The organism is Exiguobacterium sp. PHA03 (assembly GCF_041945985.1).
Classification (GTDB): Bacteria; Bacillota; Bacilli; order Exiguobacteriales; family Exiguobacteriaceae; genus Exiguobacterium_A.
In genome coordinates, this window is sequence record NZ_JAUTYQ010000004.1 from 46797 (window position 1) to 61377 (window position 14581).

Consider the following 14581-nt stretch of genomic DNA (forward strand, 5'->3'; position numbering starts at 1 on the left):
ATGTTAATGAAAGTAGAAAATCTCAAAAAAGAATTTGCCGATAAAATTGTCTTCGAAGATGTCACGTTTTCCGTCTCTCCTGGTGACCGGATCGGTATCATTGGCGTCAACGGTACCGGTAAATCGACCCTTCTGCACATTCTAGCAGGCAAAGAAACAGCAGATGCTGGTACGATCCATCATCCAAATGATTATCGGATCCGTTTGCTATCGCAAACGACCGATTATCCGGAAGATCGGACTGTCATGGAAGTACTCCTGTCGGGTGACACACCAACGATCAACGCGTTGCGCCACTACGAAACGGCACGACTAGCGCTCGAACAGGATCCGACAAGTGAGACGTTACTCAACCGCTTCATCACAGCGCAAACCGAGGTTGATGCCGCGCAAGCGTGGGACACGGAATCGCGTTTAAAAATGATCTTAAACAAACTCGGCATCCTCGACTTGAACGCGTTGATCGGCTCTCTTTCCGGAGGACAACGTAAGCGCGTCGGACTCGCTGAAGCCTTACTCGATGAAGCCGATCTCCTCCTGCTTGATGAGCCGACGAACGAACTTGATGCCGAGACGATCAGCTGGCTTGAGACTCAAATCAAGGAATACCGTGGTGCGATTCTACTAATCACTCATGATCGCTATTTCTTGAATCGTGTCACGAATCATATGATGGAGATTGCAAATGGAACAGCTTATTTCTATGTCGGAAACTATGAATCGTTTCTTGAAAAACGTGCCGAACGTCGTGAACGGACGGCTTCTATGGAGGAAAAACGTCAAAACATCCTCCGTCGCGAACTCGCTTGGTTGCGTCGCGGAGCAAAAGCACGGACGACGAAACAAAAAGCCCGGATCCAGCGCGTGGATGCTTTACAAGACCTTTCGTATGAGGAAGAAGAAGCGACACTTGAAGTACAGGTCGGTTCGACCCGCCTCGGCAAGAAAGTCATTGAAGCATATGACGTCTCGCACCGATTTGGTGAACGGACACTTTTTGAATCGTTTGACGCTCTGATCGGACGCAAAGAGCGGTATGGCATCGTTGGTCGAAACGGTAGTGGAAAATCGACACTTCTTTCAATCCTCGCGAAACGCTTAGAGCCAACAACGGGTGAGATCATTCACGGCGAAACGGTGAAGATCGGTTTTTACGGTCAATTCGCCGAATTCACGCATCCCGAACGCCGCGTCATCGATGAGGTCGAACGGATCGCAAAAGTCATTACGACACTCGCCGGTGAGGAGATCACAGCAAGTCAGATGCTCGAACAATTTCTCTTTAAACCGGAAGCACAATATAAACAAATCGGCAAGCTTTCTGGTGGCGAAAAGCGACGTCTGAAATTGTTAACGATTTTGATGGAAGAACCGAACGTCCTCTTCCTTGATGAGCCAACGAACGACTTGGATACCGAGACCTTATCCGTACTAGAAGATTATTTAGAATCATTCCCAGGTACTGTCATCACAGTCAGTCATGATCGCTACTTCCTCGATCGGGTCGTCGATCGCCTGATTGCATTTGAAGATGGAAACATCATTTTTTATTACGGACAATATACAGACTATCTTGAGCAAATGGCAGCACCCGTTCCCTCAATCGTCGTTGAAAAAACGGCAGAGGTTGCTACAGCACCAAAAACAGAGACGCCAAAGAAACTAAGTTATCAGGAACAACAAGATTGGGCTATCATTGAGCAACAAATTGAAGAGAGTGAAGTTGAACTAGAGCAATTAGAGGCTGATCTCGCTTCAGCAGGAAGTGATCTCGGAAAGGTCAATGAATTGTATCAAGCCATCGAAAAGACCAAAGCGACGCTTGACGAGCGAATGGAATATTGGACATATCTTTCTGAAAAAATCGAGGCATTTGAAAACCATCGCCAATCTAATCAGTAAATCCGATAAGCGGAGTTCTTCACTTAGAAGAGTTCCGCTTTTTTTATGAAATAGAAAACATCTCTTACTTTTATTTTTAATTATGAAAATAAATGTGAATTCATATTAGATATCGGGTAATGTTATAGCATATTTCGTTTTGGAGGAAGGCTTGCGAAAGGAGGAGTTCTAGTGAAACGGATGGTTCAAAACATCTACCCTATCGTCGCATTCTACTTAGTCATTACTTACATACTGCTCTGGCTATTGCCACAAGACCTTTCGTTACAACTCTCGGCAGTCATTAGTTTAAGCGGTTCTTTCATGATTTTCTTATTTAGTCGATCGACGGCTTTCAAACAACCTTCCCTTCCGTACAAGTGGTTATCCATCGCCTTCTTCTCTTATTTTTTGGGCGATTTCCTGAATATGATTGGACGTTTCTTTCAATGGAACGATGTCAATTTGAACGTCTTGCTGGATTTACCTTATACGATTCATTTGACAATGATGGTCCTTTTCTTTTTCCGACAATTAGATTTGACATTATTCAAAAAACAAAAGTTATTGATTCTTGATTCCTTGACTTTATTCGCTGTTTCAATGATTGCTGGATATATCGCTATTTTCCGCTTTGTTCCCTCTTATACGCGAACGACACTCGAGCAAATCAGTTGGACATTTTATGCCTTCTTGACAATTTTGTTGACGCTTTTCTTTTTTTTACTCTATGCGTCTGGGTTAAGACGGAACGTATCACGATCAGGATTTATCTTTCTTGTCCTCGGAACATTCATTCTCGGCATGACGAACTTCGTGTTTTATACCTTGTTATTAAACGGTGAACCGCAAATATCGGGTCTATTGCTTCCGCTATATCCACTTAGCGGTCTGTTCCTCATCGCCTTTCTGAACACACGTACACTTCCCATTAGTCGTGAGGAGCAAGCAAATCTCATTCGAGTCGAGACACTTACGCGTTCACTGTTGGTTTACATCTTATTATCTGCGCTGATTCTTTATATTACGTTTTTTCCTGTCTCTCGAACCTTCTTCTTGTTGTCTATTGGTATTACGTTTTTATTATTTTTAACACGGCAGCTTTTTTCATACCGGGAAAATCTTCGGTTGTTACAGGAAACAACGGCATTACAAACGAATCTAGAAGACATCGTTCATCAAAAAACAGAGTTGCTACAGTTGCGTGAAAAAGAACTGACGTCACTTTTTTTGTCTTATCCAGAAATCGTTTTTGAAATCGATGACATGTATCAGATTCGATCCGTCAATCCAGCCGCTGCAGAAGCAGGATGGAATGATTTACCGCTCGGACCGAGTCAACGTCGTCAACTTGATCGGCTCATCCCGTTGCTTCAACAAAAGCAGTCGACCTATCCTGCTCACCTCCTACATGTACCTGCTACGGACGAACATCCAGAAACCTTTTTGAATACGACAATCATCGATATTCCACATCAGCAACGCTATTTCGTCGTCTTAGCGGATGTCACAGAAGACTATCAACAGGAAGTATGGCTAGAACGTATGGGATACCATGACTCACTCACTCGTTTACCAAACCGGCGTTACTTCGAGGAGCAACTCTATCTAACTCTGCCAACGCTAGATTATGGCTCCTTATTATTCATAGATTTGGACGGATTCAAACAAATCAATGACACCTATGGACATGATGTCGGTGATTTACTGCTACAAGAAACAGCAACGCGTCTTCAATCAATGACGACGCCAACTGATCTCGTCGCACGCCTTGGTGGAGATGAATTCTTGATCTTCATTCAGGCATCTGCCTCGGAAACTCGACAGTTTGCCGAACACGTTCTCGAAATCCTAAATTATCCATTCTATATCAACACGTATACGCTTCGTATCACACCATCTATCGGAATTTCCTTATACCCTGAAGACGGTAAGAGTTCAGAACAGTTATTGATTCGGGCAGACGAAGCCATGTACCAGATCAAGAAGAACGAGAAAAATAACTATATGTTCGCTGTCCACATCAAACGTTAGGAGGGATCCCGTGCTTAAATCAAACTACTTCATCCGTTGGTTCCCTGCCATGCTCGTCATCTCTTTTATTCTAATGATCCTTACTACATGGACTCCTTCCATCTCTAATGGGATTGTCGAACAGGTACTTCAGTATGTATCACTTGGGTTGATCGCTTACTTCATTCTTACGGCTTATCGTAAAGAACAAATATTAGTCGTACCCAGACGAAATTTCTGGCTGATTGCTTTAGGATCACTGGTTTTATCCTATATCGGTTCCATTTTTGAGACGTTACGTTTTGTCTATTCAGACTTTCCAATTCCATCTATTTATAGCCTGATTTTATTTTCAATATCCCATTACGTATTCTTATACGCGATTTTTTACCGAATCATCACAAAACGAACACTCGGACAACATGTACTTGCTTTCGTTGATGCCGCGATTATCGTCATTTTCATTGGACTTGTCGCATTCCATGTCCTCAATGAACTGACGAACCCTGGGCTTCAGACTGTTCCTTATGCCATCATCGTCATTACGAACACATCACTCGGTTTGTTCGTTTTTTTCTATTTTACGTTCATCCAAGAAACACATTGGGTATCACGGATGGCCTTATTTCTATTATTCTTATCCATTTTCATTCGTGGTATCTATGAAGTCTCTAGTGTCTACTTCCCTGATTTTTCAGCGAATTATCTGGTGTTCTTCCCGATATTGATTCGTTTGGCGCAAAGCGCAGCTATTCTATGGCATGTTGATCATATTGAAGAAGGAACTGCTCGAACGACGGTCATTCCCCGTTCGTGGCTTCCTTTACTGGCCATCCCTTTGTTCATCCACTACATGGTGGAACAAGAAGGTGGAAAACTCGACATCTTTATCATCTTATTCCTACTAATCGTTCGACAAATCTTGATTGCCCGTCAACATGGGTTGATTGTCGCACAATTACACGAACGAAATGAACAACTCGCTTCACGCATTGAACATCGAAAACAACAAATCCAAGATAGTGAACAACAGGTCATTCCACTCTTCCTCGGTCATCCTGATCCGATGATTCGACTCGATCAGTCCGGCACTGCGCTGTACGCGAATTTAGCTGCCCAACGTCTGTTTCATTTGCCAGATATGACGATTGAACATGTTCCTCGTACGATGCGTCATTTGTTAGAAATGCTCGAAACGAACGTTGATGAGTATGAGGATGAACAAAGTCGACGCTATGAAATCATTGATATTCCGATTCAAATTGCCGCTACCTCGATGGGACGATTCACGATTTTACATGATGTCACGGAAAGCAAAATTCGTCAAAAGAGAATCGAATACCATGCCTATCATGATGCTTTGACTAATATCGGAAACCGTCGTTCCTTAGAACGAGATTTCTCAAATCGACTCTCCGATAAGAATTATCTTGCCTTAGTCGATTTAGATGGATTTAAGCAAGTCAATGATACGTATGGTCACGAGGCAGGAGATTATGTATTAATTGAAGTTGCGAAGCGATTGAGCGAACATACAAGTTCTTCGGAATCCGTGTATCGCCTCGGTGGAGATGAATTCGCGATCCTTTTACAAGCCGATGATGAACTCTCCTTACGCCGAAAATGTAAATCCTTTTTACAATTTTTAAGACGTCCCTATGTCTACAAAGGACAATCTTTATTCGTTTCCGCAAGCATCGGAGTGACAGCGTGTCATGAGGCCGATCTTGAAACATGTTTAAAGCAAGCCGATCTTGCCATGTATCGCGTGAAACATCGGGATAAGAATGATGTCGCTTTATATCGAGCGGACCCATGAAAAAACCTAGGACATATGACTTTTTGTAGTCAACGTGTCCTAGGTTTTTTGAGTTATTCTTCTGGTCTTGGTGCAATGTTACCTTCTTCGATATCGAGGAGCAAGTCGATTAATTCCGCACAAAACTCTGGATATTGACGAAGTAACGCGTCTTCTCCCACTTCATCCACGAAGTCCGTCAACAAAGCGAGGACTTCTGGTACTAATGCGCGCGCTACCTTCATGTAGGCAATCGCAAAGCGCCACTTACCAGAAATATAGAGCAGTTTCCCAATCAACAGATCCCCCGGTTCGACTTCAATCTCAGCCAAATCCGTTTGATACGTCTGTTTCGACATTAAATCAACAACACCATCTGCATCGACTTGAAACAGCGACGGCATCGGGTCAGCTAATCCACGCAAGGCGCGATAGAGACTAGGTGATAGCTCGTCTTTTATCTGCTCGAGAAAACGACCGTGCGGTGTTTTTCCTTGATCATCCGTTTCATAGAAGATCGCCCAGTCAACGAATAAGTCCCGGAACAATTCAGCATCTTTTAAATACCAACGTCCTTCTGTCGCAATCTCTTCAATGAAAGCGACCCAGTCCGTACTGCGTGCTGTTGCTGCTTCCTGATACATTTTCTTCAAGGCTGCATTCATTTCCGCTTCAGAAACCGTCGTCGGAAATGGAATTACTTTTCGATCGTTCTTCATTTCGATCGCCCTTTCCGGTGAGGAGTAGCCGGTCGCTTAATCGTCTGAGGAGCTGTGAATTCACGTTTCGGAATGACTTCTCCGCGGTAAATTTCCATTGGCTCCATCTCGACGCCCATTTGCTTTGCAAGTGTTTTTAAGTGTTTTAAATCTTGATCCGTGACAAGTGCAAGTACCATCCCATTTGCGTTTCCGCGTCCCGTCCGACCTGAACGGTGTACGAAATCGTCAAGCGACTCCGGTAAATCGTAATGGACGACGTGTGTGACCGCTTCGATATCAAGCCCACGCGCCGCAAGACCTGTCGTGACGAGTAAAGGAAACTCTCCCTTTTTATAAGAACGCAAGGTCTCCATCCGCTCTCGCTTTCCTTTTTCAGCGTCTAAAATCCGGTATTTCAGTGAGAATTTACTCAACTCGCCATTCAATGGTCCAAGGAATGAGCGATTGTTGATGAATGTCAGCACTTTTGATCCTTGCATGTTCGCCAGACGACGTAACAATTCCGGTTTCTGACGACGTGAAGTCTCCAAATAACCGAATGTCACTTGTGTGCTGACGGCACGCTCAACACGAATCGTCTCAGGATCATTCGCAAGCGTCCGTCCCCATTCTGCTGTCCGTTCCGGCAATGTCGCTGAGACAAATGCCAGTTGTCGATCGCGTAGCGCACTATTTGCGATTCGCGTCGCCGAGTCACTCATGCCACTTTCATAAATTTGATCCGCTTCATCTAAAACGATCAATTTCACCTTATGCATCTTCAGCTTCTTCGAATCAATCAACTCGACGAGACGTCCCGGTGTTCCGACGATGATTTGCGGCTTTTTCTTCAATCGTTCATATTGTCGCTTTAATTCAACACCACCAATGAATGCACCGGATTTGATACCACTTCCTTGAGCAAATAATTGAATGACTTGATGAATTTGCATGACGAGTTCCCGTGTTGGTGCCGTGATGACGACTTGCACGTGTGGCTCTTCCACTTCAATCTTTTCTAAAGCTGGAATGACATAAGCAAGCGTTTTCCCTGTTCCTGTCGGCGCTTCAGCTAGGACATCTTTTCCTTCGCGCAACAACGGAATCGCTTGTTCTTGAACAGGCATCAACTCTGTAAAGCGCGCCCGTTCCCATGCTTCCTGTAAAAATGGTTTTGTAAAGTTCATAACGATTTCTCCTACTCTCTTAATTCCATCATGCCGTTACGTATTCGACATGATCTCCTGATGCATCACGGTATCCCCGTATTGTCTGTGTATATTCATTTCCTGCGTCGAGCAATCGGATGTGGAACCGGACTTCTTCTTCACCAGCTTCTTCCTTTAAAATCTCGAAGCCTTGGATGACACGATCCTGTAATTCTGCAGCGAGTGCCGGATACACGGCAAGACTCGCATACGTCGCTTTTACGTCCACGGGACGGCGAACAAGCGCAATCCAGTATGATTCATCATAGCCGATAAAGTCTTCATAATCAAAATCATCTTCAAACCGAATCCAGAATCCATCACCTTCAAATTCTGTGATCATCCCAGTTCGCGTCGAACCTTCCGATCCGATTTTCAGCGAGACCCAGTCTCCCGACTGATAATCTCCTTGTTGCGTTAATGACACATACTCCATTTGGCACACCTCCACGTTCTATGTTCCCTTTTTCATTGTCAACGATACGTCCTAAAAACACAAGATACCGTAACGTGACATTCCTCACAGTTTCAACTGTGCTAGTGGATCTTTTTCAAATCAGCTCATACAGTTCCGTGAAAATCTTGATTTACCAGACTTCAACTGTTTTTTAATCTTCACTCTTTCATAGGTACAGAAATAAAGAAAGCCCGTCATATCAACGTTTGTTCACTTGTTAAAATATTCACATGAACGTAAAGGGAATCTCTACCTCCTTTTGTTACACTATTCACATAAGGAACTGATCATTAGCTCAATTTTAAAGGAGTGGTATCCATGTTATTAGAAAAAACGAGTGCCTGGGCAAACTTTACGTCTGGCGAATGGATCAAGACAATCGATGTTGCAGACTTCATCCGGCTCAATCGCACGGAATATACAGGTGATGATCACTTTTTAGTCGATCCGACGCAAGCGACGCAACGGCTTTGGCAACAAATTCTACAGTTGACGAATGAAGAACGACAACGTGGTGGTGTGTATGCCGTCGATGCCAAGACACCATCAACGATTCTCTCGCATGATGCAGGGTATCTGGATCCCTCTCTTGAAAAAATCGTCGGCTTACAGACGGATGAACCGTTCAAACGTTCAATTCATCCGAACGGCGGGATTCGGATGGTGAATGATGCCTTAGCTGCGTATGGCTTTGAAGCAGACGAGACCGTCACGAAAATTTTCAGCGATTACCGAAAAACACACAACCAAGGGGTTTTTGATGCTTATACTCCAGAGATGCGCGCCGCGCGTAAAGCCGGTATCATCACAGGATTACCAGACGCCTATGGACGTGGGCGGATCATTGGCGACTATCGTCGTGTCGCTTTGTACGGAACAGCACGTTTGATTGAAGAACGTAAGCGAGACTTGAAGGCACGTGGCGGCTTCCTCTCTGAATCGATGATCCGCGACCGCGAAGAAATGAATGAACAATTGCGCGCATTAACGGAATTGACCGAGCTTGGAACTCGCTATGGTTTTGATCTCTCCCGCCCTGCAGAAACAGCACAAGAAGCATTCCAGTGGGTCTATCTTGCTTATCTTGCTGCGATCAAAGAACAAAATGGTGCAGCTATGTCACTCGGTCGCGTCTCGACGTTCCTCGATATTTATGTCGAACGTGATCTTGCGACCGGCCGCTTGACGGAAGAAACAGCACAAGAGCTCGTCGATCATTTTGTCATGAAACTTCGGATCGTCAAATTCTTACGAACACCGGACTATAACGATCTCTTCTCTGGCGACCCGACGTGGGTAACGGAATCGATTGGCGGGATGAGTGAAGATGGTCGATCAAATGTCACGAAAAGTTCATTCCGCTTCTTACACACGCTTTCGACACTCGGTCCGGCACCTGAACCGAATCTAACTGTTCTCTGGTCCACTCAGCTTCCACGCGGATTCAAGGAATTCTGCGCGAAGATGTCGATCATATCAAGCTCGATTCAGTATGAGAACGATGATTTGATGTTGCCGGTTTATGGGGATGATTACGGCATCGCTTGTTGTGTCTCCGCGATGCGGATCGGGAAACAGATGCAGTTCTTCGGTGCTCGAGCAAACCTTGCAAAAGCATTACTTTATACAATCAATGGCGGAATGGACGAGAAGCTCAAAATTCAAGTCGCCCCAGCCACACCATTGATGCTCGACGAAGTACTCGATTACGAGACAGTCATGGCGGCTTACGATCGTCAACTCGATTGGCTCGCAGAACTGTACGTCAACACACTGAATGTCATCCACTACATGCATGATAAGTACAGTTACGAACGGATTGAAATGGCTTTACATGATCCGGAAATCTTACGGACGATGGCATGCGGCATCGCTGGTTTATCGGTCGTCGCTGACAGTCTATCCGCTATTCGTTATGCAACAGTCCGCCCGATCCGAGATGCGGATGGGATTGCAGTTGATTTCAAGATCGAAGGTGAGTTTCCAAAGTTCGGGAATAACGATGAACGAGTCGATCAGATGGCGGTTGATCTCGTGACATTGTTCATGGAGAAAATCCGTAAACATCCAACGTATCGAAATGCGCTCCCGACACAGTCTGTCCTGACGATTACTTCAAACGTCGTCTACGGTAAGAAAACAGGAAATACACCCGATGGACGCCGTGCGGGTGAACCATTTGCACCCGGTGCTAACCCGATGCATGGACGTGATACCCGTGGTTCTATCGCTGCTCTGACGTCTGTCGGGAAACTACCATATGAACATGCGCTCGATGGTATCTCCTACACGTTCTCGATCGTTCCAAAAGCACTTGGTAAGGAGGAAGCAACACGTATTCGCAATACGGTCGGATTACTTGACGGATATATGGGTGGTACGACTTCAAAAGGTCATCACTTGAATGTCAACGTCTTCGACCGTGAGACGTTACTCGATGCCATGGAGCATCCAGAACAGTATCCACAGTTAACGATTCGGGTTTCCGGTTATGCCGTCAACTTCATTAAACTGACGCGTGAACAACAGATTGATGTCATCAATCGTACGTTCCACGGTTCTCTCTAAAATGATGTGTAGTATGTGAAAGGAAGTGAGCAGAATGACCTATGGTATGATCCATTCCGTTGAATCATGTGGAACAGTCGATGGTCCTGGCATTCGATTCATCGTCTTTACGCAAGGATGTCCACTACGGTGTCAATACTGTCATAACGTGGATACATGGGAGTTCGGTTGCGGACAGCGTGTCTCAGCAGACGAAGTCGTAAAAGAAGCGATCAGCTATCGCTCCTTTTTCGAGGCGACGGGTGGCGGAATCACCTTCTCTGGAGGTGAACCGCTCGCTCAGCCAGAGTTCCTAGAGGCTGCTTTAACAGAAGCGAAGCGGCATGGACTGCATACGGTCATCGATACCGCTGGATCTGTCGTCCCAAAAAACATCGACGCCATTCTCGATGCGACGGATTTGGTTCTGCTCGATATCAAGCATATCGACGATGCTGCTTGTCGCGTCTTGACTGGACGGAGTAACGCCAATACACTCGCCTTCGCAAAACGCCTAGCCGAGCGAAACATTCCCGTCTGGATTCGCCACGTCCTCGTTCCAGGTATTACGATGTCGGAACATTTCCTCCGTCAGACCGGCGAGTTCATCCGGACGCTCGGAAACGTCGAGCGCGTCGAGGTACTGCCGTATCATCAACTCGGAGTCTATAAGTGGGAAAACCTTGGTCTTGCTTATCCGTTAACTGATGTGCTTCCCCCTTCACGAGAAGAAACAAACGCTGCGCAAACCCTACTTGAATCGTACTTGTGTTAACGTTTCCAATTTGTTACAATGACATCATAGATTATGAACAGGAGGTACAACACCGAAATGAAGCAATCACTCGTACAGGTCGCTTGATGAATGAAATCATCTCTTTCGCAATGCAGTTGCGGATGTCTGACGCTACGAGTCTGCTCTTTTTCGGTGTGACCATCCTCTGGTCATCGCCTTCTTTGAGTTACACTCCGGCACACCATCCGCTCGCTTCGGATGGTGTGTTTTTCATTTCATCTTATCGGAAATGAACACTAAAGGAGCTGCTTTTATGCCTACTGAAACACTTACGATCCAACACCTATCGATGGACTACGACGAACGACGCCTTTTCTCGGACGTTTCTTTTCATATTCATACCGGTGAACATGTCGCCTTAATCGGTCCGAACGGCATCGGAAAAACGACACTGTTACACTTGATCGCTGATCAACTTCAACCGACTGACGGTTCGATCAAGCGTCATTACAAAAAACTCGGTCTACTATCACAACACTTTGTGGCGGGCGATCACACCGTTCTTGATGTCGTCGAACGAGCGGATGCGGTTCGTTATCAACTTCGCGCTAATGCCATGAATGGTGACTTGACGATTTATCAACAAGCAATCGATCAGGACGCCTTCTCGCTGGAAGCAGATGCAGCACGCGTCTTAAAAGAAGTCAAATTAGAGGAAGCACTCTGGACACACAAAGCATCCAGTTTAAGCGGTGGTGAACAGACGCGCCTCCAACTTGCCTGTCTGCTTCTATCACGACCTGATTTCATCATTCTCGATGAACCGACGAATCATCTGGATCAAGAGACACTCGAGTGGCTCACGGAATGGGTCAACATGTCACGGACCTCGATTCTCTATGTCTCACACGAACGATTCTTCATCGACGCAACGGCTGATGCCGTCATTGAATTATCCGAATCAGGGGCAACGCGATACAGCGGAAACTATCAGTCCTATAAAGAACAAAAGGAACATCAAGCTCTGTCGCAACAACGAGCGTACGAAAAACAAGAACGCACCCGTAAAGAGCTGACACGCATGATTCAAGGATACCGGCAATGGCATCAAAAAGCTTCGGATCAAGCTAGTGAACGCGATCCATATGCGAAAAAGAAAGCCGCTAAACACGCAACAAAGGTCAAAGCAAAAGAACAACAGCTTGAGCGCTTACTGGAGAATCGTGTTAAAAAGCCAGAGGTTGCACCGACTGTTCACGTCGCATTTGAACATGAAGCGATTCATGCGAAGCGACTCGTTTCGTTCGAACACGTCACGTTTAGATATGAGACGAAAACCATTCTAAACGATGTCTCATTTTCAATCGATCGCGGTGACCGGATTGCTGTCATTGGACCGAATGGAAGTGGGAAAACGACCTTACTGCGTCTCATTGAGGGCGAATATGCTCCTAATCAAGGGACAGTCATCCGCCATCCTCGATTAAAAACCGGCTATTTTTCACAAGCTCTTTCCCATTTACCGACATCCGGTACGTTGTTAGAGGCATTGCTCGAGTTCGGCACGATGAGTGAAACGGATGCCCGGACACTACTCGCCTGTTTTTTATTTCGACGTGATGATGTTTACCGGTCGATTGCCGACGCCAGTATGGGTGAGAAATGTCGAATCGCCTTTTTACGCCTTTATTTCTCTGGTGCTCACTTGCTTATTCTCGACGAACCGACGAACTATTTGGATCTTGCGACTCGTGAACAAATCGAAGCCGCCCTCGATGTCTTCCCTGGTGAGCTCCTCTTCGTCTCTCACGATCGTTATTTTACCGATCGGCTATCGAACCGGACGTTTGACTTAACGACTGGATTCAACGATCATCCAGACGGAACTGCCGTGGTAAGAAATGCACGCCGAAGTGACCCTGAAGCGACTCAATCCGATCTACATCGTCTTGATGCTTTGACAGGTGATGTGCCGTTCGATACAGAAACAAATGAATCACTTTCAAAAGAATAACAAAAAAAGCATCTGCATAGAAAAAGAGACTCTTGTTTCCATTGCAGATGCTTTTCATATTTCAGTCGTATTACCGCTTTTGATACTTCAGTTTCGTATGCGCTTGTGCCTGCTTGTGGATTTTTTTCCACTTTTCTTTCTCCGCCGCCTGCAACGCCACGTTTTGCTTACGTTCCGTATAGGCGATTTCTCGTTTTAGCTTAACGAAGCTGTTCCAGCGCTCAGCAGATAGCGTTCCATCTTCTAAAGCTGTCCGAACGGCACATCCTGGTTCCTTCTCATGTTTACAGTCTCGAAAACGACAGTTTTCAGCAAGCTCTTCAATATCGGAAAACGTCGACGATAAACCGTCACTTCCATCCCATAAGGCCAATTCTCGCATCCCCGGTGTATCGACGAGTAATAAACCGTTCGCCAGTCGTTTCAGTTCGCGATGTGTCGTCGTGTGACGTCCGCGTTCATCGTCTTCCCGTACGCCACCCGTCTCCATTAACTGTTCTCCAGCTAAAGCGTTGACGAGCGTCGACTTCCCAACGCCGGACGATCCGACTAACACGATCGTTTGCTTGACTTGTAACTGGGCACGTAGTTCCTCTAATCCGTCACCCGTCAAAGAATCAACGGCAAGGATCGGTGTTCCGAACGCGACTGCTTCAACAGCCTGCAGTTCTATTTCGATCGACGGCATCAAACTTTTTTTCGTCAGGACGATGATTGGTATCACCCCTGCATCCCAAGCAACCGTTAAATAACGTTCCAGTCGACGGACGTTGAAGTCATGTCCAAAAGCCATGACGAGCAAGGCAACGTCGACATTCGCGCAGATAATTTGTTCCTCGGTCTCCGTCCCTGCCGCTTTTCGGGAAAATTGAGACGACCGTGGCAAGACCCGTTCGATTCGTCCTTTGCCTGGCTCTCGCTCTGTTTGAATGATCCAGTCTCCAACCGCTGGCAATTCAGCTTTCGTTCCTGATTGAAAACGCAGCTTACCAGACAGTTCGCTAAGTGATTCTCCTGTGTCCGTCATGACACGATAATGCGTTTGGTAGACGGCCGTGATTCGTCCCAGTTGTTCTGTTCCTGTCGTTTCGTAGACAGGTGGTGTACCCCATTCGTTCAAATGGTTTCCTCCTCTGATTTAAGGGAGGGAAACCCCTCCCTGGTTTTCGACACATGTTACTTTTTTAGCGTTGATTGTTGCACTCATCAACATCACTCCTCTCGAT

General features: G+C 45.8%; 11 protein-coding genes. 7 read left to right on the forward strand and 4 right to left on the reverse strand.

What is annotated here, in order from left to right:
- The 3 genes from Q7C19_RS14055 to Q7C19_RS14065 all read left to right on the forward strand — a co-directional run bounded on the left by Q7C19_RS14055 (position 1) and on the right by Q7C19_RS14065 (position 5713).
- Positions 1-1902, forward strand: a complete 1902-nt coding sequence (locus Q7C19_RS14055; protein WP_290787906.1) for an ABC-F family ATP-binding cassette domain-containing protein — start codon at positions 1-3, stop codon at positions 1900-1902.
- 180 nt (positions 1903-2082) lie between these two features.
- A complete protein-coding gene (locus Q7C19_RS14060) occupies positions 2083-3915 on the forward strand; it encodes a diguanylate cyclase domain-containing protein (RefSeq protein ID WP_375092392.1) in 1833 nt (610 codons plus the stop codon).
- A 10-nt stretch (positions 3916-3925) separates the two neighbouring features.
- Complete coding sequence (locus Q7C19_RS14065) at positions 3926-5713, forward strand: GGDEF domain-containing protein (protein ID WP_056063607.1); 1788 nt, start codon at positions 3926-3928, stop codon at positions 5711-5713.
- Between the two features lie 53 nt (positions 5714-5766).
- Here Q7C19_RS14065 and Q7C19_RS14070 read toward each other — a convergent pair whose 3' ends face one another.
- From Q7C19_RS14070 to Q7C19_RS14080, 3 genes are read right to left on the reverse strand one after another with little or no spacing between them, the layout of a single operon-like run.
- Entirely contained in the window at positions 5767-6411 is a 645-nt protein-coding gene (locus Q7C19_RS14070; protein WP_035412639.1) for a hypothetical protein, read from the reverse strand.
- On the reverse strand, positions 6408-7580 hold the full coding sequence (locus tag Q7C19_RS14075; RefSeq protein ID WP_035412637.1) for a DEAD/DEAH box helicase: 1173 nt from the start codon (positions 7578-7580) through the stop codon (positions 6408-6410). The genes Q7C19_RS14070 and Q7C19_RS14075 overlap by 4 nt, the downstream gene beginning before the upstream one ends.
- 28 nt (positions 7581-7608) lie before the next feature.
- Complete coding sequence (locus Q7C19_RS14080; protein ID WP_375092352.1) at positions 7609-8037, reverse strand: hypothetical protein; 429 nt, start codon at positions 8035-8037, stop codon at positions 7609-7611.
- A 339-nt stretch (positions 8038-8376) separates the two neighbouring features.
- Here Q7C19_RS14080 and pflB point away from each other — a divergent pair, with 339 nt between their 5' ends.
- From pflB to abc-f, 4 genes are all read left to right on the forward strand, one after another.
- Positions 8377-10626: a formate C-acetyltransferase gene (pflB, locus tag Q7C19_RS14085; RefSeq protein ID WP_375092353.1), complete on the forward strand. Its 2250-nt coding sequence runs from the start codon at positions 8377-8379 to the stop codon at positions 10624-10626.
- Positions 10627-10660: 34 nt separating this feature from the next.
- Positions 10661-11380 (forward strand): pyruvate formate-lyase-activating protein, encoded by a 720-nt coding sequence (gene pflA / locus Q7C19_RS14090; protein ID WP_035412629.1) that lies wholly within the window; start codon positions 10661-10663, stop codon positions 11378-11380.
- Positions 11381-11466: 86 nt separating this feature from the next.
- The gene (locus Q7C19_RS14095; RefSeq protein ID WP_156323181.1) at positions 11467-11634 is read left to right on the forward strand and encodes a hypothetical protein; all 168 of its coding nucleotides are present in this window, start codon (positions 11467-11469) and stop codon (positions 11632-11634) included.
- A gap of 20 nt (positions 11635-11654) precedes the next feature.
- Positions 11655-13355, forward strand: coding sequence for a ribosomal protection-like ABC-F family protein (abc-f, locus tag Q7C19_RS14100; RefSeq protein ID WP_375092354.1), 1701 nt, complete (start codon positions 11655-11657; stop codon positions 13353-13355).
- 70 nt (positions 13356-13425) lie between these two features.
- Here abc-f and rsgA read toward each other — a convergent pair whose 3' ends face one another.
- On the reverse strand, positions 13426-14475 hold the full coding sequence (gene rsgA / locus Q7C19_RS14105) for a ribosome small subunit-dependent GTPase A (protein WP_214856470.1): 1050 nt from the start codon (positions 14473-14475) through the stop codon (positions 13426-13428).
- Between the last annotated feature and the right edge of the window lie 106 nt (positions 14476-14581).

Coding starts and splice junctions, on each gene's coding strand:
- Q7C19_RS14055 (WP_290787906.1), top strand. CDS start 1: ATGTTAATGAAAGTAGAAAATCTCAAAAAAGAATTTGCCGATAAAATT.
- pflB (WP_375092353.1), top strand. CDS start 8,377: ATGTTATTAGAAAAAACGAGTGCCTGGGCAAACTTTACGTCTGGCGAA.
- abc-f (WP_375092354.1), top strand. CDS start 11,655: ATGCCTACTGAAACACTTACGATCCAACACCTATCGATGGACTACGAC.
- pflA (WP_035412629.1), top strand. CDS start 10,661: ATGACCTATGGTATGATCCATTCCGTTGAATCATGTGGAACAGTCGAT.
- Q7C19_RS14080 (WP_375092352.1), bottom strand. CDS start 8,037: ATGGAGTATGTGTCATTAACGCAACAAGGAGATTATCAGTCGGGAGAC.
- Q7C19_RS14060 (WP_375092392.1), top strand. CDS start 2,083: ATGGTTCAAAACATCTACCCTATCGTCGCATTCTACTTAGTCATTACT.
- Q7C19_RS14075 (WP_035412637.1), bottom strand. CDS start 7,580: ATGAACTTTACAAAACCATTTTTACAGGAAGCATGGGAACGGGCGCGC.
- Q7C19_RS14095 (WP_156323181.1), top strand. CDS start 11,467: ATGAATGAAATCATCTCTTTCGCAATGCAGTTGCGGATGTCTGACGCT.
- Q7C19_RS14070 (WP_035412639.1), bottom strand. CDS start 6,411: ATGAAGAACGATCGAAAAGTAATTCCATTTCCGACGACGGTTTCTGAA.